This is a genomic window from Paenibacillus sp. NPDC057934 (genome assembly GCF_042887565.1).
Taxonomy (GTDB): Bacteria; Bacillota; Bacilli; order Paenibacillales; family Paenibacillaceae; genus Paenibacillus_AQ.
Genome location: NZ_JBHVPB010000013.1, coordinates 135,759 through 158,117 on the forward strand (window position 1 = coordinate 135,759; position 22,359 = coordinate 158,117).

A 22,359-nucleotide genomic window follows, 5' to 3' on the forward strand; every position below is an offset into this window, starting at 1 on the left:
ATGGGCATAATTTAAGAAGAAATAACAGTTAACGTTGATTCTTTATTATTTCAAAGTATATCCACCACGAACCATAACTACAAGCCCCAGTGTTTGACCTTCCTGAACAGCAATGCCTCGTCCATCGCGGGGGAAGGATAATAAATGGTTGGTGGGAGCTGACACTCCATTACCTAAATCTTTACCATCCGTTAGATCAGCAACGCCATTAGCATCCTGTGAAAAGATAACCGCCTTACCTGCACGTACGATAAATTCTGCACCAGCCGAAGCAATTAAGCTTTGACCAGGCTTTACATCGACAATTACGGACTCGTTACTTGTTGTGTTAGCTGGGTTCGATGTTGCTGTAGGCTGTATAGGCGCTTGGGTTGCAGTAGCTGTGGGAGCAACAGTCGCGGTAGGTGCTACACCTATACCACCTTGCAAAGCTTTTTGAATCTGCTGGTCTACATAACTCTTTGTCACTACTGGATCATCTGCTGTTCCAGGCTGTGAGCCCACACCGGCTCCTTCGGCAGTAATATTCATCACCGATCCGGCCCATATTCCGCCAATCAATATCAGCGCTGCAAGTGAAGCTTTCCATACTGGTTTCATCAATGTCCTCCTTCATTAGATCTGAAATGGCTATAAAAAAAGCATAGCCTCCGAAGAGGCTATGCTTTGCTTCAGTAATCGGAGATTACTTAGCGGAAATTTCAGTACCGTCTTTGATGAGGTTGCCATCTTTGTCGTGTACTTGAGCTTTTTCAGCAATCTTAACGATGATTCTGTTAACTACATTGGAGTTCAAATCCAGTTCGGAATCTTTAGCTGCATCTGGATCAATAGCCTTCTTGGAGAAGGTAATAGACCATTTGCCTTTGTCAGTTCCGTTCTTAATTGGAGTTACAGTGTAGTAATCTTTGGAAACCACTTTGGAACCTACTACATCGTTATTGATGTAGAAATCCAAAGATTGGTTAGTCAAATCTACAACTTCTTTAGAGAATCCAAGGATCAACTCGAAAGAGTTTCCAGTGGAAACTACTGCGGAAGTCAGAAGTGGGCTAACTCTGCTAGTCAGTTTACCTTTCTCGCTAACCGCTTCAATAGCGTTACCAGCTACGTCAGTAATGCCGTTTACAACCAATTTGTAGTCTTCCTTAGTTTCAGTAATGGAAGAACTTGGAATATGGATGATTGCACGAGCATACTTCGGTTTTTCTGCGCTACCCGCTACCTCATAACCCTTATCATCAAGGATTTTAATTGTTACATAAGAACCGCTTGGCAATGCTTTGTCATTCAATGTGTAGCTGTTAGAATCCAACAGAGACGCATTGTTAAGACCACTATCAACATCCTTCAGATCAACAGTGATAGTAGCATCACCGTAAACGGCTTTACTTACTTCCACGCTGTCATAGAATTTGATGCCTCGACCAAACAATTCAGGAGCTTTGGTATCAGTAGTAACTGAACCGATAGATACAGTCAGTACAGTTGCAGCAAGTTTGTTACCAGAGAAAGACTTATCTTTGAAGAGTCCTTCTGGCAGACGCACTGTGTAATCACCAGCATCTACGTTTACAGCAGTAAATGTGTAAGATTTGCCGCTACCTGCAGGCGTACCAGAAATCACTTTAGGTTCACCAGTTTTATTGTTGATCAGAGTCACGACACCTGATTCAAAATTAACATCTTTAGAGAACTTCAAGTTCAGACCTTTAACACTACCTGAAGTTGTGTAAGTGATAGCTGTAACTGTAGGAGCTACAGTATCCTTAGTGAAAGTGATCGGTTGGCTAGAAGCAGTTCCTAAAGTATTACCCAATGTATCCTTAACAGTTGCTCCGAACACAATAGTTCCAGCAAATGTACCGGAGTTAGGGAAGCTAGTCAATGGAGTTTGCAGGGTAAATTTCTTACCGTTGTCACTAGTAACAACTGTAAATGTACCTTGGCTTTCGCCTACAGTGTTAAGCAGACGAACATTACCTACTAGCGAAGCACGATCAACGTTTTTGTCGAATTCAACTTCAACAAATTTGTCGCTGATAGCTGTTACGCTCTTAACAACTGGAGCAGCAACGTCAGATACTACAGTTACTGTAGTTTTGATTGGGTTAGGGTTAGCTACGTTACCAGCATAGTCAGTAACATTCAGCAAGGATACATCGTAAGTCTTGCCGCTATCCAAAGATACTCCGCTCAGTTTGAACTCAGTGTAAGTATCATTTTGTACAGTTACAGCAGAAGATGAACCATTAACAGTAGCAATAATACCAGTAGTTTTAACCGGCTCGCTGAAAGTTACATATACATCTTTAGTTGTTGCTTTAGCACTAGAAACAATAGATGCAACAGTTGGAGCTACTGTATCAGCTACGTTCAACAAGTTAGTGAATGCAGGAAGCTTCTCACCAGCAGTTGTCTTAACAGCGTCAGTTACAACTACTGTGTAGTCACCTTTAAGAGCTTTAACGCCTGGCAGAGTGATTGTAGCTTCTGTTTTGTCAGCGTTGAAGTGAACTACTGCATTAGAAACTTCGTCGTCTTTGCTTCCAACTTTAGTTACTTTTACAACACCATCAATTACTCTTCCACCGTCAGCAACAGTGTCAGCATCGATCGAACGGTTGAATTTAACAACTACTTGCTTAGCGTTTGGCGCAGTTACGGAAACAACCTTAGGTGCAGCCAAAGTTACTTTAGCAGTGTAGTCTTTATCTTGGTATTTGAAGTTGATTGTTGTTTCAGTACCTGCAACAAGTGCAGTTGTCAGCTCAACAGTTGTAGTTGCTTTGTCAGAGAACGTTACAACTACTTTAGTTGGGCTCAGAGCTTCAGCAGAAGCAACTGTCAGTACTGGAGTGCTGCTCAGTTGGTCAACCGCGTAAGCTGTTTCTACTACCAAAGAGCGAGTAGCGTTAGCTTTGAAGTTGGTGTTTTGAGCAACCAGACCTTTGTTGATGATCGCTTGAGCATAACCTTTAGCCCATGCAGATGCAGAGTTGTCAGTTGTAGCTGGAGCTTCCAGCTTCAATGCACGGAACAATACAGTTGCTACTTCTTCAACAGTTACTTTACCGTTGTAGTCGAAGATACCTTTAACAGTATCTTTACCTTCCATCAGCTTAGCTGCAGTAACAGCTTCAACGAAAGGAACTGACCAGTTAGTTGCATTGTAACCTTTGTCTTTGTAAGACAATTTGTTAGTTACTTCTGGAAGGTCGAACAATTTAGTAACGATCTTAGCGAACTCAGCGCGAGTAAGATCATATTCTAGGTGAGCTTTACCATCTGGGTACCCGTTAAGAATACCTTTTGCTGCCAAAGCGTCAAATTTTTGTTGCGGAGTTGCTGCTGCGTCACCAAACGCTACAGAGGCAAACATCGAGAATGCCATTGCTGTAGATAATGCTACGGATAAAATTTTCTTCATAACCTTTTTTTCTCCTCCTTGGACGTTCATGAACTCAGAATTTTCTTTAGTTGGGTAGCTCATGTTACTCATTAGCCGATGCACCCCCTTTCCCGAGTTGAGCAAATTAAGTATAAATAATGTCTGTGACGGGTATCACAGAAACTGGTAAACAAGTCAAAGGCATGATAATACTAGATTCCTAATTCTACCTAAGTATTATACAATGTGCCTCAAGTCACGTAAAGCTAATTTTTCCATTTGGATAAATTGCTTTGTGATCGAACACGGTCTTCAGTGCTCTGTGTAAGTGACTCTACACCTTAAACGCAGAAGGTTTGGAAAAGTTGCGGTTTCTAAAAAATATTTTCGAAATTTTCTTTCCGTCCCACCCCAATAGAAGCTACATATGTATGTATTACTAACTATTGCTAATGATGGGTGGCTACGGAAAACAGTATAACATAGCGCGTTTCAAGACGTCATTAAGCAATATTTACTAAGATATACTGTCGAAAACCCCTCCATTAGTTGTAGGGAAGAAATTCAAGCGAATAACAAATAGGGTGTCTAACAAAGTCACTGTGGACTGGCTAGACACCCTATAGCGCATAAGCGCCCTGTTCTATACATAAGCTTATCGAATCTTCATGGAGAGCTGAATCAGCTCTTGGCGTTTCTCTGGGCTAGAGTTCACATTATCATACATGGCATCAATGGCTACACGGTTCTCACGGTAACTCTTCTCATGCTTAATTGTAGAGTGAGACCATTCAATCAGGGCATTCTCGGCAATAACAAGTTCGTTATATGCATCATGGAAGCCAGTAGCCTGTACAAGCTCTTCCATCACTTCCTGGGTGATCTCCTGAAGCGCACGCTTGGCTGCAATTTCCTTCTCCAATACCTTAGCTCTATTCTCAAACATATTCTTGGCTTTCATGTAATCCAGTTGAGCTTTTGATAAAATCGGTTTCATCGATGGCTTTCACCTTTCAGAAAATAATATTTTCTACGCTATTGTATCGTAAATGGGAGCAGATTACAAAGTGAACGTAGCTGGTAAGTTAAGCTATTCTCCAGAAAAACGCAGTATTACTGCAAAATTCATGAACACCACTTAATTATGTGGGCTTAAGCATGGTCTGTCAAACTCCAAATATGGAAAAATAAAACGACCAATTCGCAAATACCTTCGCGGAATTGGCCGTTTCGTTACAGAATGATTTTAGTTAAAAGTCTTCGGGAAGATGCTTGTGCTCTTTTTCAGGAGCTCTACGGCAATTTTCCCAGCTTCGGCACGGGTTAGCTTACCCTTTGGATTAAAATTATAGGTAGGTTTCTTCTGCCCCGTTATAGTCACTGGTGTCCCTTCCATAATCTTGGCTTTCGATACAGCCTCAATAGCTGGTCGCGTATAGAAGTCCATATTACTGGTATCACCGAATGATTTGGAGAGGCTTGCTAAAAGCTTGTTATCGTTCATAGACATTTTTAGTTTCAGGGCACGCGCAATCATCACAGCACCTTGCTCGCGGGTCAGCGGCTGATCTGGTCCAAAGAAACCATCGCTCAGCCCTGTGACGATCCCCGCTCTGGCTGCTGTTTCAATATGCTTGAAGTCCCAGGTCGTTGATACGGCCTCTGGTACAATGTCAAAGAATGTCTGTTGGTTTGGATTAAAACTTAGTGGAATATTCAAACCTTTCACCAGTAGGGTTGCGAACTCCCCACGAGTTGTCGTGTCATCGGCTCCAAAGGCATCCGCACGAAGATTCGTCATGATCCCCTTTGAGTATAATCCATTCAGTATATTTCTCGCCCACGGATGATTAGTAATGTCCGTAAAGCCACGACGTAGCTTCATCACTGTGTAATAACCAAATTCATCGAATGGAACCGTAACGGTATGATTCTTGGTATCCACTTCCCCGCCAACATTCTCCCACTTTCCAGAGTCTGTGTAGCGGAATACTGTTATAGTAGACCCCACTTCATCCACAACGCTTGGGCTAAAGCTCAGTTTGAGCTCACCGCGCTGGGAAGGAACGATTTTACGAGTTTGGCTATACTGCGTAAAGTATCCCTCTATGGAGTACGGAGCAATCCCGTTTGTAGCCGGTACATAATTTGCTGTTCCTTTTGTACCTACTTCCCCTAGACCACCATTAAGCCAATAAATATCTGACACTCTTGAAAAGTTGTTCGTACTAGCTGTCGAAGTGAAGCGAAGCACTAGCTCCTGAGGAATTACAAGCGGGCTCTTTCCTTCAGGTGTTCTGGCGTCCGCAGCGCTGACGTTGATGATATTCCCGTAATCATTGACACGTTCAACGACACCATCAACTGGATCTACAATCCCGAACAACAATTTTGTATCTGGATAGTACTTGGCTGCCCCTGTACTGGCAAAGCCTTTCATAAGGGTTCCTTTAGGAAAGGAAAGCTCAAGTCCCTTGTTGAAAACGCTATATTTTGTTGCAACCTTTTCAGCCATGTACTGCGTGTCGACTTGGGTCGCACTTGCATAATAAACCTGAATGGTGTCATTGATGGTTGTGCCATTACGTACAATCTGAATCTTAATAGACGTAGATTTGTCAGGCTTGAGACCAACATAATCATAGGTGAAACGGTTCTGAAGATCATTCCGTTTCACTGCTTCGAATTTGTCGATCACCACCTTGGTAGCACCCTCGGCTTCAATATCAAAGCGGACAAAGTTTTTGTTCACTATGATTTTATCTCCCACTGTCGGCACTGGCGCTAGAACCCGGTACGGTAATACTTCGCGAACTACTTCAAGACGTTGTGTCGTTCTGGCACCTGTCTTGTTAATCAGTTCAAGAGAATAAACATGACTTCCAGGCGCTTCAAACTTGATGTCACGCAAGCGCAGAAGGAAATCTTTGTCACTACCATAGTAATCGTATATAAGTCCTGTTGTATCAGTCTCCGGAAACAGTGATTTGGGCTCATCTTTAAGCATGTCAGCTTTGCCTACCGATGTAAAAATCAATTCCGAACCCCGATAGAGATTCAAGATCGATGCCCCGCCACCTCGCAGAACGAGATCATATTTCTCTTGATTTGTAGTATATTTCTCATCCTTGTAAACAAACTCAGGCGGGAGCGCCAGAATTTTATTACGTTCAGTCTCATTAGACAAGGAGTTAGTTGTAAATGGTGTACGTCCTTCTCCTAACGAAGGATGAAACTGAGTAAGATTGGATACATTGGTATCAATGATATAGATACGCAGTTCTTTTGTAATTGTACGTTGATTTCCTCCACTGTTAGATACGCCAGTAAATACAATCTTATTCTCACCGTATACCAAAGGTCCCGACTGCGTAATAGGTAAGGTGAACTTGAATGTTGGGTTAGCTAGACTAATATTGCTCAGATCAAATTTTAAATCTGGTGGTAAGGAGGCACTATCGATACCATTGATCTGTACTTGAGCACTTTGAATGTTCTCAAACCCAAGATATTCACCTTCAAATGTAAGTTTGTTATTAGTATTGGAATTAAACTCATAAGTCTGTCCATCTTGTATATTATTTACATAAATATAATTCTTAGATACATAAGAGATATCAGCATTAAAGAAGGATTGAGATCCTGTATATTTAAATTGCACCTTTTGCTGTCCGTTAGCAAACTTGGTAATGTGATATACATATTCGTTTTGCCCTAGGTTAGCCACTGGAACTGGAGCTACATTTAATGGCGCTTTGCTCAAAGGCAAGTAATTAGCTGTTAGAGTAGCTGGATCTGTAACTGCTCTGTTAGTTTTAACAAGAATATAAAAATTGTCCTTTTCCATTTGCTGACCATTTAAAGGAAGCTTGGAGATATTGGTGAGGTCCCCGGTCCCCGTATAACCTGGCAAATAGGAAATATCGTTGATTACTGTCTCATTGAGCAAATACTTATAAGAATTCACCAACGAAGTACTGTATTGATCATAATCAAGAGCCAAAGTAAAGTCATTGGTGCCTGCGGTAATATTCAATTCAACCTCGGTTTTAAATTCAACCAGTTTATAAGCTGGAGTGACACCATTCGGTCCAGGAATGACGACTTCACTCGCAACATTTTGGATTGGAAGAACAACAGCATTGGTTGTTCCTTTATTAATAGTAAACTTAGCCCCTGTTAAAAAAGGAGTGGCGCTATAGGGCACAAGAATCTGCCCTTTCAGAGCTGCCTTTGTGTCAGGTGCGGTCAACGTAGGCGTATTATTCAAAAGGTTATATTCCACACCGTCATGAACAATATTCAATGAAGCATACGGCTGGTTTTTGTCAAAGAAATAGATCGTCCGGTCAATATTTATAGAATCCGAAGCATTTTGTACGGTGATTTTGATTTTGCTGAGTCCCGGCTTGATGGTCAGCGCAGGAGTGAAGAACGTGCCATCCTCAAGAAGTGATGTCTGCAGCACAGGTCCATCATTAACTGCTACACTTACTTTTGTAGCATTGGCTACTTTACCTTGAATGGTAATAGAAGAAACAGGAACTACTACCTGTGTACCTTCATTCAGATCCAAGGCTGCCGGACCACCCAAAACTTTAAGGGATGTTATAAACGGCACTTTGTCATAAAGTACATAAAAGGACTCGGAGCGCTGCAGGTTACCCTGGTTTCCCGAGAACGTAATTTTGTTATAGCCAGGATATAGAACAACTCCACTTGTTGTAAAACGGTTGTTTGGACTGTTGGTGTCAGGAGTGACAGTACCGGTGGTCAAGCGCGTAGGGTCTGTAACCCATTTCCCGGTTGTGTCTTGCGTAAGCTGTTCAACTACAACCTTCATCGTAGTCGATGTAACTTGTGAGTAGGTACCTGTAATCGTTAGCGTCTGATTGCTTGTTTTATAGGCGCTGGTACGGCTGATTAAACCCTCTGGATCGGTAGTATCAGCAGGTGTTCTCACAACGTCCTGTTTCAGGGAAATCGTGTTCCGCAGCAGGAGATCATCCGGACTAAAGTAAGTCGTGGATGCTGTTGCTGCTGTCGCAACGGGTGTGTACCGACCTGGGAACATGGTAACGAGCAAAGCCGCCAGCAGCAGCCATACGAATGGTCTCTTAAAGCGTTGCATGTGCATATCTCTCCTTTGAATAGGGGTTCTGGTAAAGCATCACTCTGTTCTTTATCGGTTCATGTAAGTGATATTTTTAGCAAAACAGTAAAAAACTCACCCAGAATCGGATGAGTTTTATCGTTTAGAAGAAATATTTACAATTTCATTATAATTCTTAATCAGGACTTGGAACTTCTCTCCGGATCAAGCTTCACACGCATTCTTAAGATAAAGTTAAGCAGTGGACGTTTGGTCTTACCCACCAATCCGGTAATCTCGGCGCCGATCTGCAGGAAGAACAGCATTACACAGATTACAACAAAGGTAACCCAGTTGGCCTCATACAGAGCTGCGGAGGATTGGATGACTGCCAGAATTCCGAAGAAGGTGGCAATACCGTAGATGATCAGCACCGTCTGGCGATGGCTGAACCCAAGTTCACGCAGGCAGTGATGCAGATGGCCTTTATCAGGTGCGAAGATCGGCTTCTTCTGTAGCTTCCGCCGCACAATCGCGAAGAAGGTATCCGACAGCGGCACTCCGATAATCAACAGCGGAGTAATGAACGAGACGACAGCAATCTGCTTAAACCCGAGCAGGGCCAGAAGCGCCAGGCTGAACCCCAGGAATAGGGAACCCGCATCTCCCATAAAAATTTTGGCCGGATGGAAATTAAAGAACAGGAAGCCAACAATACTGCCGAGAAGCAGAAGGCACAGGAGCGCAACCATAATGTTACCCATGATAAATGCCATTGCGGCAATGGTAGCTATTGCAATCCCGGACACACCCGCAGCGAGCCCGTCCAATCCGTCAATCAGATTCACGGCGTTGGTTACCCCTACAATCCAGAAGATTGTCAGTGGAATAGCAATCCAGCTTTCCAATGAGGAATACGTATTATTAAAAGGAATGTTTACAAAGTCAACAGTAATTCCGAAGCCGAATACAACGATACAGGCTGCGGCAATCTGGCCCAGTAGCTTCACCTTTGCCGATAATTCGAAACGGTCATCCAATCCTCCAAGAAGAACGATCAGTCCGCCGCCACTCAGCAATGCTTTGATGAAGTTGGCCTCCCGCGTAGTAAATTCATACGGTATGAACGGTAATACGGCAAGCAAGCCTACCACAAACGCCAGAAAAATACCTAATCCGCCAAGGCGAGGCATAATCTTCGTATGCACTTTGCGGGCATTCGGCACATCCGTTGCACCGATTTTGATGGCGAACCTCTTCACCAACGGTGTCAGACACAACGCTAGGCCCATGCACACGATAAATCCGGCGATGTATATGATTAACATTTGATCAGTCAACCCCCATTTCTCTACCGCATTGAATTATACGCTGTTACAAAAGAGATTTCCAATTCCGTTTCTAGGCTAATTATCCTAATTTATCGGCGAAAATCATCATTTTACTTCACTTTTGTTACTTTATCTTTCTCGCGCATCACTTTTATTGCGAATTTCGGCAGGGCAAGCATCCTCTTGTACCGAGTAGGCTCTTTGAGAAGACGGTATAGCCACTCGATACGCATTTTTTGGAAAGCTACAGGCGCCCGGCGGCTTTTACCGGAAATAACATCGAAGCTTCCTCCAACTCCCATCATGATCGGTACAGCCAGCCTTGATTTGTACTTGGCAATCCAGGGCTCCTGACTATCTGCGCCACGGGCGACAAACAGCATGTCCGGAGTGGCTTCGAGAATGTCAGCAATAACACCATCGTCTTCGGCGAGACCAAAGAACCCGTCACGGTAACCCACGATGACAATTCCGGGATACCGTGATTGTAACCGGCTGGCTGTCTCCTGAATCACTTCAGCAGTAGATCCCAAGAGATACACTTTCCAGTTATATTTTTCCCCAGCATGCAGCAATTCATGTAACAGGTCAAAACCCGCGACACGCTCAGCTACAGGCTGACGACAGTAATTGGCTGCCCAGACCACGCCTGTACCGTCAGGTACAACCAATTCTGCCGATTGCATAATCTTCATATAGGCCGGATCATCCAACGCTGCCATAACCATAATTGGATTGGCGGTAATGACCTGGTGAGGCTTACGGGCTTGCACAGCCTCAGTCAAATAGGAGACTGTTGCGGCCATGTCTACTTTGGATACCTGAATACCGAAAATGGGCACTGTAGGTATCACACTGTCTGCTTTCACTTTATATCACCCTTCGCGGTGTAAATATTCTGCAATGTGCCGGGCCGGCGACTCGGCGTCACTGACGAGAGAAGCAATAAGTGACTCCCGTTCCAGCCTCCAGTCACTTCCATTCTTCAATAGTTCAAGAACCTGAGCAGCCACCTTTTCGCTATCCAGCGAGACCGTTGCTCCGACTGGCTTGCAATTGATTCTATCCAGAAAGTGATCGATCTTGGGATCATAGGAAATGCCAATCAGCGGCACACGTCTACCTGCTGCGTAGATGAGGCTGTGCAGTCGCATTCCAATCAGTACATCACACCCTTCAACCTCTCGCAGCATTTGTAGCGGATGGAGCGCATCCTCACAAATACTGATTTTACTGCCCTGCAGTGCCACATCTTTAAGCTGATCCATGACATAACGGGAAGCCTCATTGTCAGATGGATGGTGGAAGGGTAGGAATTTGAAATGCAGCGGTGTTTTTTCAGCAGCCTTCAGTAAGCCACTCGCAATCGCATTCAACTCCGCACGGTTTCCTTCCCAGTAACGAACCGATATTCCGACTACTGGTAAAGAAATGTCGCTTCCTACATAGGCATCTTCAGTGTAGGCAGAGGCCCTCTTAGCAGTATGGGCAAACTTTGCTGCCGTTACGATAGTAGCCTGGCTGTCTGGCTCCTCAGGCAAAGACAATGCCATAACCGGATCTGGCACAACCTCAACAGTCTTCCCTCCAAGCCCCATCGTGTGCAGAAGCTGGCGGGACTGCTCGTCCCGCACAGAGATATAAGCACATTTGCGAAAAACTGATTTGATCAAAGGATGGAACAGCTTACGGTTAACCGGGCCAATGCCCTGGGCATAAATAAAGGTCGGCTTCCCCATCCACTGGGCAAGCTTGATAATACCCAGATAATAAGGAATGGTCTTACTACCGGTCACATCCTGGAGTAAGCTTCCTCCACCACTAATTAGACCGGAGCTTTCCGAGATCGCCTTCCGTACCTCTTGCAGTTTCATCCGGTGTACCGACTTCACTCCATAATTGGCCGTCGTCCATTCAGGATCGATGGACAAAACCAGAGGTTCAATAGATACGCCCGTAGCTGCCGACTGCTTCTGCAATGCATTCAGAATGGATTGCAGAACAGCTTCATCCCCGCTGTTCTGGAAGCCGTAATAACCTGAAATAACTATCGTTTGAGGAGTGGCGACCATCTTTTCCAACACCCTTCCCCAATTTGCCAAACAATAACAGCGATAATCCCAATGATCAATCCGAGTCCAAGACCGAGCAGACCACGAACCAGCGAGATCAGAGCCGGTGAATGGATGTGAGCAAAAGTATCGACCATAGAAAGTTGTGCAATAACAGCCACGATCATAATGAAGGCTGCATTCCGATATTTAAAGGCTAGGAATGCCCCAAGAATAAACAACGGGTGCCCAAGCATGAATTCCTTATTCCGTGGACGTACACCTACAGTGTTCTCCAGGAATGTACGGAATACCTTCTCAATTGGAGTTACACTGCCGCTGTTACCGGTACGACTCAAGTAATACATACCAACAATGCCAATAACACCGGCTGCTATTACCCAAAGTAGTGTGATCGGTGTACGCAGCAGCTTACCTGTTTTGTTAAAAGCAAACTCTCCCCGATATAGGAGCACATACAACGCCACCAGTCCAATCGGCGCAGTGTGCAGCAAGCTAACCCCGCGGAACTGATTCAATACCAGGCTGTAGGTGATGTTGTTAAGCAGAGCAATCATGAAGGGCACCGCACTCAGGGAAATCAACGCTGTCTTCACATACAAGACCAGACTGTGTGTCAGGCGCCGCTGAGGACTCATCACAGCATAGGTGCTGCTATTCTTGCTTAATTTGCTTCCAGTTTCGCTGCTGCGGACTGGAGGCCCCATTTGATTGATTTTACGGATGGCAAGCACAGTAGCCACGGTTGGCGCACTGATAGCCGCAGCAAGTGCCAAAGCCTGCTCGAACAGCTCAGGACGCAAGAGTCTCAATCCCGCGCCTGCTACCAGCCCCAGTGCCCAGACAGGGAGCGTAAGCCATGGCACAAAGTACGAGACCATCAGAGCGACCAGCGCCAGGGCGCCAATCACAGCCACCAGCTTGAGGTAACGCTGATAAGTCGAGTGCTGAACATCAAACGCTGTTGCCTGTCCTAATGTAAAACCATTATCCTTGATTTTATCAACTGCGCCTCCAGGCTCGCTGAGGCTCTTAATTAGATTATCTAACGTATCCGAGATCTGTGCCTTGGACGTATCTCTTGTGGAGATCGTATTCAGGTACAGCATACGGATATTGCGATCCTTGGTGGCCAAGGAGAACCGATCAGCAATAACATCGGGCTTCAAGGATGAATCGGCCTCACTGAGTGAATACAGACGCGTCACATTATAATCGAGCATATAAGCAAGTTTATTGAAGCCCTTCTGCTGTTTCTTTATATTCTCGATGGCCGCAATTCCAATTCCATGTTTCTTAAGAAGGTCCGCAAAGGCTGTGAGACTATGCAATTCCTCATCATCTTTAAAGCCTTTGACAGACTCCCCTTCGAAAAGAATCCGTTTTACGCCAAGCTCTGCATATTGATCCACCAGCTTTTTAACGGAAGCTTCATTGTACGGTAAGGAATCTACAAGCCGGGGTACGATGTTGAATCCCTTAGTACGAAGCATATCGAGGGTAATCGGGTCCGGTTGAATAGGCTTCATCGCAGCATTCTCAATCGGAGTTTCGATAATGAGCCCTTCCTGGCCGCGGAAGCTCCAGTCTCTTGTAGCAATCCCCAGTTCCGTGAACTTATCACGTAGCAGAGGTGCCAGAGCATCGTGATTCTTTGCGCTTGTAAAAAGAATATACGTATAGTTTTGATTTTCAGGGATAATCGTATCCGTCAGGTTGGCGATATCCGCTGCTCCCCACATCATCAAACGACGAGCCCGGCGAAAATCATCCAGCGTGCTTTCATAGATAGCCATGCTTTGCACGCCTGCTTCCTTCAGGCGATCCAGCTGTTCCGAAATATAATCCTGCGGATTTGATCGGTAGCTGGAGACTGCCACCAGATCCCGGTAATCAAATACAAATTCCACCGTCTTCGATGATTTCTCCGTTACCAGGCGATCGTAGACAACAGGAAGGGCAGCTATAAGGCCGACCACAACTATTATCCACAGCCACTTTCTCGAAGAAATGTTCCATCGCTGCCATTTTTGCTGCACCAAAAGTACCTCCTCTTTCACTTGAAAGACCTCTCTTCACAAATCAAAAGCCCGGCGTACCGGGCAAAGCTTCATGGAGGCTTAAGCATAACAGTACCTGTTATCCGGCCTAAGCCCCCGCTTTACCACATTATACCCGGGCTTTGATCACCAGGAGAAATCCAATTTCTTGTTTTATTTCCTATTTCCCATCCACACGAGTCATAACCTGTTCCGACAGAGCTGCTATCTTATCCTTAGCATTCTGTAGCGATTCGCCCCGCACTGCAAAATAAACCTTGATTTTCGGCTCTGTGCCGGAAGGACGCAGGCAGAACCAGGAACCATCAGCCAGCATATATTTAAGAACGTTTTCCTTCGGCAGTCCATTCAGACCGAGAGAGAAATCGAGAATTTCACTGACAGCCGAGCCAGCAATTTCTTGCGGCGGGTTACTGCGCCAGTCACTCATAATTCCCTGGATTTGTGCTACACCGTCTTTCCCTTTCAATGTGCGTGATTCCAGGCTTTCCAGGAAGTAGCCAAACTGCTCGTACAGCTCTTGAAGGACATCGTACAATGTTTTTCCTTGTGCTTTATAGTAAGCTCCAGCTTCTGCGATCAGCATAGCCGCTAGAACCGCGTCTTTGTCGCGCGCATAGTTGCCGGCCAGGTATCCATAGCTCTCTTCGTAGCCGAACAGATAGGTGTACTCGCCAGATGCTTCGAACTGGGTCATTTTTTCCCCAATATATTTGAACCCTGTCAATGTATTGAAAATAGTCGCGCCATAGTGTGCGGCAACAGCAGCTCCCATTTCACTCGTTACAACGGTTTTGATCACTGCACCGTTCTTCGGAAGCTTGCCCTGCTCCTGCAGACGGCTCAGATAATAATGAATCATGAGCGCGCCGGACTGGTTGCCGGACAACACGACGAACTTACCTTCGTTGTCACGAACTACAGCACCCATACGATCCGCGTCAGGGTCTGTTCCAATCAGCAAATCGGCGTTCAGTTCTTCACCCAGCTTGATCGCCAGCGTAAAGGCTTCGCGCTCCTCCGGATTAGGCGATTTCACCGTGGTGAACTCGGCGTCCGGTTGCTCCTGCTCTGGTACTACATGCACTTGCGTAAATCCGATTTTCTCCAGTACACGGCGGACAGGATGGTTGCCTGTACCATGCAGAGGTGTATATACGATTTTGAAATCACTGCCAAGCTTGGCTGCAATCTCCTCACGCGCTACACTGACCGCAGCGACGGTATCGGTGAAGGCTTCGTCTTCCTTCTCGCCCAGCCAATGTAGTAAACCTTGGCTTTCAGCCTCTTCTTGGGAGATACGTTTCACGGTATCGAAGGAGTCTACCTCCATTATGTAGGAAATGACCTTCTCCGCTTCATGCGGGACAAGCTGTCCGCCTTCAGAATTGTATACCTTATAACCATTATATTCGGGAGGGTTATGACTAGCCGTAATTACTACACCACCGGTTGCCTGTAAGTGGCGAACACTGAAAGACAACTGTGGAGTAGAGCGCAGGGAAGGATACAAGTATGCTTCAATCCCGTTGCCTGCCAGCACCAGTGCTGCCTCTAAGGAAAACTCCGGCGAGAAATGACGGGAGTCATGGGCAATTACGACGGAAGGATGGCCTTCTCCGGTGTGCTGCTCTAGGATATACTTAGCGAACCCTTGAGTCGCTCTGCCTACTGTGTAACGGTTAATCCGGTTACTACCCGCACCAATAACGCCGCGCAAACCGCCAGTACCAAATTCCAGATCTCTGTAAAAGCGTTCCTCAAGCTCCTGTGGGTCGTTCTCCAGCGCACGCAGCTCCGCCTTTGTAGATTCATCCACAGAAGGATCTTGCAACCAGTGTTCTAGCGTTTCTGCAGCTTTCGGGCTTAATTGGGTCATATGAGTCTCTCCTTCTCCATATATCATTTATAGGGTATCAATTCAGTGCAAACATAATTTCTCCGGATGCAACAACCTTGCCGTCCACTTTTGCCGTGGCCTGTCCCTTTCCGATGCTTCCCTTCAGGCGGGTAATCTCCACTTCAAGCACCAGCGTATCACCTGGAACCACCTGACCGCGGAAGCGGAAGCCGTCGAGACCGGCCAAGAAGCCGATTTTGCCACGGTTAGCTTCAAGACCCAAGATCGCCACTGCACCCACTTGAGCCAGCGCCTCGGTGATGAGCACACCTGGCATAACAGGATATCCGGGAAAATGCCCTGCAAAGAAAGGCTCATTCACCGTTACATTTTTGATGCCTACTGCACGTTTGCCCATTTCTATCTCGGTAATTTTGTCCACCAACAGAAATGGAGGCCGGTGGGGGATAATTTCCTGAATTTCATTAACATTCAACATTATGACAAAACTCCTTTCGGATATACCGCGTGTTTACACTAGCTTGCTGCTGCAGCCTCGTACACAAATCATACTTTCTTAAGCCGGACTGCATAAACTCAGTCCGCTTCGGCAAAAACTATATTATCCTTCACCACCTGCAGAAGTGGAGGTTCAGATAAGGGGCTTTCTCCACCGCACGCGGCAGCCTGGCGGAGAGGGCCCTTTTTGTTCACTTAGTCCCCCATCATTATACATTTTTCAGTATAAAAAAGAAAACTCCCTTGTCAACAAGGGAGTTCCCACAGTGCTCCTGTCAGGGAGCAAAAACTAGATCATAGACATGCTTCCATGTGCTCCACTGCAGCACATCACTGAATTCTTTTTTGCCTAGTACAACATACCCAGCGACCAGCCCGCCTGCAAGGGCGGCCACCAGTAGCAATGGAATCAGAAACCACTGGATAATGGTCCACTTCCGCACGCCCCGCTTCTTAACCGGTGTACGTTCTTCTTCCTGCTTATCGTGATTCTGACGACTCATTACTTCACCTACCCACGCATGTTATTGGCCAGGCCAAGCATCTGGTCACTGGAGGACAGGGCCCGGGAGGCCAGCTGATACGTGCGCTGAATCTGCATTAGTTCAGTCATTTCTTTGGTGAGATCCACGTTGGATTGCTCCAGCCAGCCAGAGCGCACCCCAACGGCCGATGCCTCATTCGCTGCTCTTGGAAGAAAAGCATCCGTTGCCGCTATACCATCCGCTAATTTATAATAGCTCCCGTCGATCGCCTGCAGCGCATCCTTGCTCCGCGGCTCAGCAATCATTATTCTCGGGCCCTTAGTCACAGGACCATCTTCCCGCTGCTTGGTAAGCACCTGTCCTGTCTCGTCAATCGCTGCAATAACGCCAGCGGGCACCGTAAGAGGATTGCCCTGTGCGTCTAATACAGAATGACCCTGATTATCCACTAGCAGCATATTCGCCGCATTATTGATATCCGGGGTAAAGTGAAAATCACCCTGGCGCGTATATACCGTATTTCCGTTCACCTGAATACCGAATACTCCATTCCCTTGAAGGGCCAAATCTGTTGGATTCCCCGTCTCTTTCAAGGGGCCTTCTTCCCAATTGTTTGCAACCTGGGACATACGCACGCCAAAACCAATATTGAAGCCAAGCGGTGTATTCCGTCCCGGCTGATTATAATCAGGCGATTGCTGCTGTACACGGGTCAATACATCCTCAAAGGAGCCCTGTCTGCCTTTGTAACCAATCGTATCCACATTGGCGACGTTATCGGCAATAACATCCAGACGCTTCTGAAGACTGGACATGGAGACCGCTGCACTGATCGTTGAGTTATTCATGAATCAATCCTCCTATACCCTGCCAACTTCATTAACAGCCTTCTGCAGGCTGCTGTCGTAGAACTGGATAACCTTCTGATTCGCTTCATATGCCCGATAAGCAGCGTTCAGATCTACAGTCACCTGAGTTGCATCCACATTGGAGTTCTCCAAAAAGCCCTGACGAACCTTCAGGTTATCTCCATTGTTAGCAAACCGGATACCGGCAGTATTGACATCCTCTGCATGAAATACCCCGTTACCATCACGTACCAGCTCCTGGGGTTTAGTGATGACACTGATGCCGATCTTCGTCCCCGAAGGCTGTCCTGTCTTAGGGTCCAGCAAATTTCCCTGCCCGTCCACTTTAAGGTTGTCCTGCGGTTCTGTCAAGACCAGCGGGTTGCCTTGGTCATCCAGCACCTTGAACCCGCCTGCACTAAGTACATTGCCCGTCGGAGTGACCGTGAAGCTGCCGTTACGTGTATATAGATTGTTGCCGTCATTATCCTGTACGGTAAAAAAGGCTTGGGGACGGTAGATTACCTCTCCCTGGGGACTGGTATACTTGCCTGATCCGTCAAACGTAACATTCTCGCCTGTAACGGGGTCTGCGACCTGCAAATTCGTGTCCAGTGCAAAATCGACCGATTTGCCGCTTTCAATCAAATCACCCTGCAAATATTGGGAAATGGATTGCTCTGCAAATACACCTGTGTTGATCCGTCCAATCGGCTTTGTGATGCCATTATTCATAGCGGAAATCAGCACATCAGGAAATGCATGGCTGACACTGTCAACCTGCTTGTACCCCGTAGTATTCAAGTTGGCGATATTCTGCGTTGCCGTATCATGCCGGCGTTGTTGTGTAACCATGCCGGCAGCAGCCGTGTACAGTCCTCTTAACATTAAAGGATGTCCCCTTCCTAGGTCTTCTTCTATCCTTTATTATCGGCTGCCTAGAATTTTTTCTTAACGACCTTGTCCAAATTATCCAGCAAGATTCCGGTCCCCTTAACAACACAATGCATGGGATCTTCGGCAATCCAGACGGGTACATGCAATTGTTCTGCCAGTAGCTCGTCCAATCCGTTCAGCATCGCACCGCCTCCGGTCAGGACAACGCCCCGATCGATAATATCTGCCGACAGCTCAGGAGGTGTACGCTCAAGCACCGATTTGGCAGCAGCAACTATAGAAGAAACTGGGTCCCAAAGGGCTTCCTGCACTTCACTGGAGGATATGGTTAAGGTCTTGGGCAGTCCACTTACCATGTCACGCCCGCGGATATCCAGTTCCGCCTGCATGCCACTTGGTCGTACCGTACCGATGGAGACTTTGATATCCTCGGCAGTGCGCTCTCCGATCAACAGTTTATATTTTTGCTTAATATATTTTAAAATGGCATCGTCGAACTTGTCCCCTGCAATTTTAATCGAAGAGGCGGTAACGACGTCGCCCATGGACAATACGGCTACATCCGTCGTTCCGCCGCCAATATCGACGACCATGTTTCCACTTGGTTGATAAATATCCATTCCCGCACCGATCGCTGCGGCCTTCGGCTCTTCTTCCATGAATACTTCCTTGGCCCCACTTCGTTCTGCCGCTTCACGAATAGACTTCTGCTCGACAGAGGTAATATTCGTAGGCGCGCAAATCAGAATGCGGGGCCGTGCGTACCAACTGCGGCCGCCCACGCGGTCGATGAAATATTTCAGCATCATTTCCGTAATTTCAAAATCGGCGATAACCCCGTCCCGAAGTGGACGGATGGTCATGATATTCCCGGGTGTGCGGCCAACCATCCGCCGGGCCTGCTCTCCCACCGCAAGGACTTTCTTCGTATCACTTTCAAGCGTGACCACAGAAGGTTCATCCAGAACGACTCCCCTTCCTTTAACATGAATGAGCACATTGGCCGTGCCGAGATCGATTCCGATATCCTTGCTAAGCATAATGAAAGAGCCCCCAAAGTGTTATTTTAGAATAAATTAGAAATTATATAGACCAAACCAAAGAATCATACGACCATTTTCGAACCTACGAAAAAAGTAGGCAATTGGACTTATTTCCTTAGTTCAACATATATAGTACCAAATTTAAAAATACCATACTTTAGGGGATGTATACAATGTGTTAAAACTTAAATATTCCTTAAAATTCCGAAAATGTTATGGCTTTGACGCTACAGCAACTTCACGCTTTTTTCCAGTGGTCTTTTTATATTTGATCTTTGTGGCTTCTCCCCCCCGAAGATGTCGGATGGATTTGTGATATTCGAGAATGTGCTTCACCTGATCGGCCAGATCAGGGTTGATCTCTGGCAGACGCTCCGTCAAGTCTTTATGCACCGTGCTTTTGGAAACACCAAATTCCTTGGCTATGGTTCGGACCGTGTGCCTGGTTTCCACGATGCAGCGTCCGATTTTGATCGTACGTTCCTTGATGTAGTCGTGCACGCTCCCGCCTCCCAACTGTGGATAGTTTGGTACATTATATGAGTGGCGGGCCTATATATTCGCGCTTTCAGGACATGACAAGCCATGGGAAGCTCATTTTATTTGGTGGACAACCGTAAAACAGCGCACAATCGCTCCTGATTATCCGTGCCAGCGGACAATGATTACCGGGCCACTGTAGGACTTCTAAAGTCCTGTATGCAAAAAAAGCAGAGGGCACCAGCCCCCTGCCTTTCGAAAAAAATAATTATTTGCGCTCTGGCAGCAAATCCGAAGGATTCACAAGCTTACCGTCTTCGTACACTTCAAAGTGAACATGATTGCCGAGCGTTTTCTCGACTTCATTGCGTCCGGCAACAGCAAGTATATCCCCTTGCTTGACCTCGTCGCCTTGTTTCACTTTAGCTTCGCCCAAGCTTTGATACACTGTCTTCAGGTTACCAGCAGAAGTAATTTCCACCACCGTACCGTTGACCGGATGATTCTCTACCCGTGTCACTTTACCACTCAGTGCAGCCTTGACATCAAACGGCTTGTTGTCTTCACGGGCGATATCAATTCCCGTATTAGGCGTAAAGGTGTCGTTATATTGCACCATCGCTTCTACGTGATTCTCTTCGGTCCCATTCTCGTCATAATACGGCTTGACCACTTCGATCTCGCCGGGATTGCTCACCGGCCAAGCAATGTCTTCTGCTGAAGCCACAACTTCCATGGCATCGGGATTTCCATTCGCTGCAATCGCCTGATCCGCTCCGGCTTCCTTGTTGACAACGGCGGCGGTGTCCTGAGTCAGCGGTTTAGTACCCGCGTCCTGATAGACCCACACCAAGGTTAGTATGATTGCCGCTGCCGCCGTGTAGACTGCCGGAAATACCCACCGCTTGGATAACAGTCTGTTCCATGAAGAAGGCTTCGCACCTGAATCTCCCTGCTTATTTTTGAGAGATTCATCATGGTTTGTTTTGTTTTTGTCTTGTTCATTCATAGTTTATCACCTCAATAACCAGTGTTACCGGGCGATCTGCTTTTATACGTATCTTTCAATTTATTTTTCCAAAAGAGTTGAGACTTGAGCGAAGGTGATGCCAGTATAATAGTGTTTGAGAATTCGGGTAGCCGTTCCACCCTCCTTGGCCATCCCGTTCGCCCCCCACTGACTCATACCCACACCGTGTCCATTGCCATAGGTGGTGATTAGTATCTGGTCACCCTTGCGCCTCCAACTGAACTGGCTGGATCGCAGTCCTAGCTTCTCCCGCACTTCACGCCCGGTAAACACTTGACCACCAATGGAAATCTCTTTGATTCGATGCCCTGTTGTAAGAGACAGTACCTCCATCGGCAACGCTGACGGAGAGGATACCGAAGTCCCGTCCTTGACGGACGCCGATAGATCTTTGATTGCCGGAACAGCCCCCCTACCAGTTCCCAGCTTCGATATCAGCTCCTGAACTGTGAACGTTGATGTTACTGCATAATTGGGGGTAATCTCTTTATCCCATGGACTGGCTACGCTGCGCAAATAGGGCACCGTCCCCTTCCAATACTCTTCTGAATTCTCGGTATATCCTCCACTGGAAGCAAAAAAGGAGGCTGTGATCGGCTGTCCGTTATACGTCATTATCACGCCACGGGTCTCCAGAACCGCGCGGTGAATCTTCTCCTGCTGAACTGGCGTAAAATCCGCCTTCAGCTTCTTGGACGACACGTAAGCCTGGTGACTCACTGTGTCGGTAACATTCGCGCCCGGAACGGGCACGCCGCTGACGTCGCCAGCTACGAGGCGACGGGCAATAAAGGTGCGGGCCGCCACAGCCTGCGCTTTGAGCGCTTCCAGCTCAAAGTCAGCTGGCATCTCGGCGGCCACCACGCCGCTGACGTAGTCTTCCAGCGGCAGGGTCTCTATTTGTCCGCTACGCGACAAATAGACAGAGACTTGCGGCTGCGGAGCGTTCTCCGCAGCCGGGGCCTGCGCCGCCGGAGCCGCCCTGTGCTGCGGCGGTGCAGGCGGCGGGGCTTGGCCGTGCCGCGGAGCGACCACGGCCAAAGGCAGCAGCAGCGCCGCCAGGAGAGGCGCTGCCAGCCAAGCGGCCGGCGCTAGGCGCTTCGCATACGGCGCCGCGCGCCGCAAAATGAGGCGCGGATTCTTCCAGCGCCGGGTGTAACGGGAATCTTTCATCTCTATGGCTCCTTCCTGTGCTTCACTGGCTGATTCTTATAGATATGAATCTCAGCCAACTGCTAGAACAGGAAATGAGAGAAAGAGAGTCGGACAAA

General features: G+C 46.9%; 17 protein-coding genes. All 17 read right to left on the reverse strand.

Annotated features, from left to right (window positions below):
• Positions 1-45: 45 nt before the first annotated feature.
• The 17 genes from ACFVRY_RS25985 to spoIID all read right to left on the reverse strand — a co-directional run bounded on the left by ACFVRY_RS25985 (position 46) and on the right by spoIID (position 22,261).
• Positions 46-600 (reverse strand): hypothetical protein, encoded by a 555-nt coding sequence (locus ACFVRY_RS25985; RefSeq protein WP_387503197.1) that lies wholly within the window; start codon positions 598-600, stop codon positions 46-48.
• 85 nt (positions 601-685) lie between these two features.
• Positions 686-3,493 (reverse strand): Ig-like domain-containing domain, encoded by a 2,808-nt coding sequence (locus tag ACFVRY_RS25990; protein WP_387503198.1) that lies wholly within the window; start codon positions 3,491-3,493, stop codon positions 686-688.
• Positions 3,494-4,046: 553 nt separating this feature from the next.
• Complete coding sequence (locus ACFVRY_RS25995; protein WP_387503199.1) at positions 4,047-4,388, reverse strand: hypothetical protein; 342 nt, start codon at positions 4,386-4,388, stop codon at positions 4,047-4,049.
• A gap of 249 nt (positions 4,389-4,637) precedes the next feature.
• Positions 4,638-8,522, reverse strand: a complete 3,885-nt coding sequence (locus ACFVRY_RS26000; protein WP_387503200.1) for an S-layer homology domain-containing protein — start codon at positions 8,520-8,522, stop codon at positions 4,638-4,640.
• Between the two features lie 161 nt (positions 8,523-8,683).
• Complete coding sequence (locus ACFVRY_RS26005; RefSeq protein ID WP_387503202.1) at positions 8,684-9,811, reverse strand: glycosyltransferase family 4 protein; 1,128 nt, start codon at positions 9,809-9,811, stop codon at positions 8,684-8,686.
• A gap of 113 nt (positions 9,812-9,924) precedes the next feature.
• Positions 9,925-10,683: a WecB/TagA/CpsF family glycosyltransferase gene (locus tag ACFVRY_RS26010; protein ID WP_387503203.1), complete on the reverse strand. Its 759-nt coding sequence runs from the start codon at positions 10,681-10,683 to the stop codon at positions 9,925-9,927.
• Positions 10,684-10,689: 6 nt separating this feature from the next.
• Complete coding sequence (gene csaB, locus ACFVRY_RS26015; protein ID WP_387503245.1) at positions 10,690-11,886, reverse strand: polysaccharide pyruvyl transferase CsaB; 1,197 nt, start codon at positions 11,884-11,886, stop codon at positions 10,690-10,692.
• On the reverse strand, positions 11,862-13,925 hold the full coding sequence (locus ACFVRY_RS26020; protein ID WP_387503205.1) for a DUF5693 family protein: 2,064 nt from the start codon (positions 13,923-13,925) through the stop codon (positions 11,862-11,864). The genes csaB and ACFVRY_RS26020 overlap by 25 nt, the downstream gene beginning before the upstream one ends.
• A 181-nt stretch (positions 13,926-14,106) precedes the next feature.
• A complete protein-coding gene (locus ACFVRY_RS26025) occupies positions 14,107-15,825 on the reverse strand; it encodes a phospho-sugar mutase (protein ID WP_387503206.1) in 1,719 nt (572 codons plus the stop codon).
• Positions 15,826-15,862: 37 nt separating this feature from the next.
• Positions 15,863-16,285, reverse strand: a complete 423-nt coding sequence (gene fabZ / locus ACFVRY_RS26030) for a 3-hydroxyacyl-ACP dehydratase FabZ (protein WP_066379019.1) — start codon at positions 16,283-16,285, stop codon at positions 15,863-15,865.
• A 295-nt stretch (positions 16,286-16,580) separates the two neighbouring features.
• The gene (locus tag ACFVRY_RS26035; protein WP_066379025.1) at positions 16,581-16,808 is read right to left on the reverse strand and encodes a DNA-directed RNA polymerase subunit beta; all 228 of its coding nucleotides are present in this window, start codon (positions 16,806-16,808) and stop codon (positions 16,581-16,583) included.
• An 8-nt stretch (positions 16,809-16,816) separates the two neighbouring features.
• Positions 16,817-17,638 (reverse strand): flagellar hook-basal body protein, encoded by an 822-nt coding sequence (locus ACFVRY_RS26040; protein WP_387503208.1) that lies wholly within the window; start codon positions 17,636-17,638, stop codon positions 16,817-16,819.
• 12 nt (positions 17,639-17,650) lie between these two features.
• On the reverse strand, positions 17,651-18,526 hold the full coding sequence (locus ACFVRY_RS26045) for a flagellar hook-basal body protein (protein ID WP_387503209.1): 876 nt from the start codon (positions 18,524-18,526) through the stop codon (positions 17,651-17,653).
• 50 nt (positions 18,527-18,576) lie between these two features.
• Positions 18,577-19,575 carry a rod shape-determining protein gene (mreB, locus tag ACFVRY_RS26050; RefSeq protein ID WP_066379037.1) on the reverse strand — a complete coding sequence of 333 codons (999 nt, stop codon included), beginning with the start codon at positions 19,573-19,575 and terminating at the stop codon, positions 18,577-18,579.
• A gap of 216 nt (positions 19,576-19,791) precedes the next feature.
• Positions 19,792-20,079 (reverse strand): sporulation transcriptional regulator SpoIIID, encoded by a 288-nt coding sequence (gene spoIIID, locus ACFVRY_RS26055; RefSeq protein WP_019915029.1) that lies wholly within the window; start codon positions 20,077-20,079, stop codon positions 19,792-19,794.
• Between the two features lie 247 nt (positions 20,080-20,326).
• Positions 20,327-21,067 carry a peptidoglycan DD-metalloendopeptidase family protein gene (locus tag ACFVRY_RS26060; protein WP_387503211.1) on the reverse strand — a complete coding sequence of 247 codons (741 nt, stop codon included), beginning with the start codon at positions 21,065-21,067 and terminating at the stop codon, positions 20,327-20,329.
• Positions 21,068-21,127: 60 nt separating this feature from the next.
• Entirely contained in the window at positions 21,128-22,261 is a 1,134-nt protein-coding gene (gene spoIID, locus ACFVRY_RS26065) for a stage II sporulation protein D (RefSeq protein WP_387503212.1), read from the reverse strand.
• Positions 22,262-22,359: the final 98 nt, after the last annotated feature.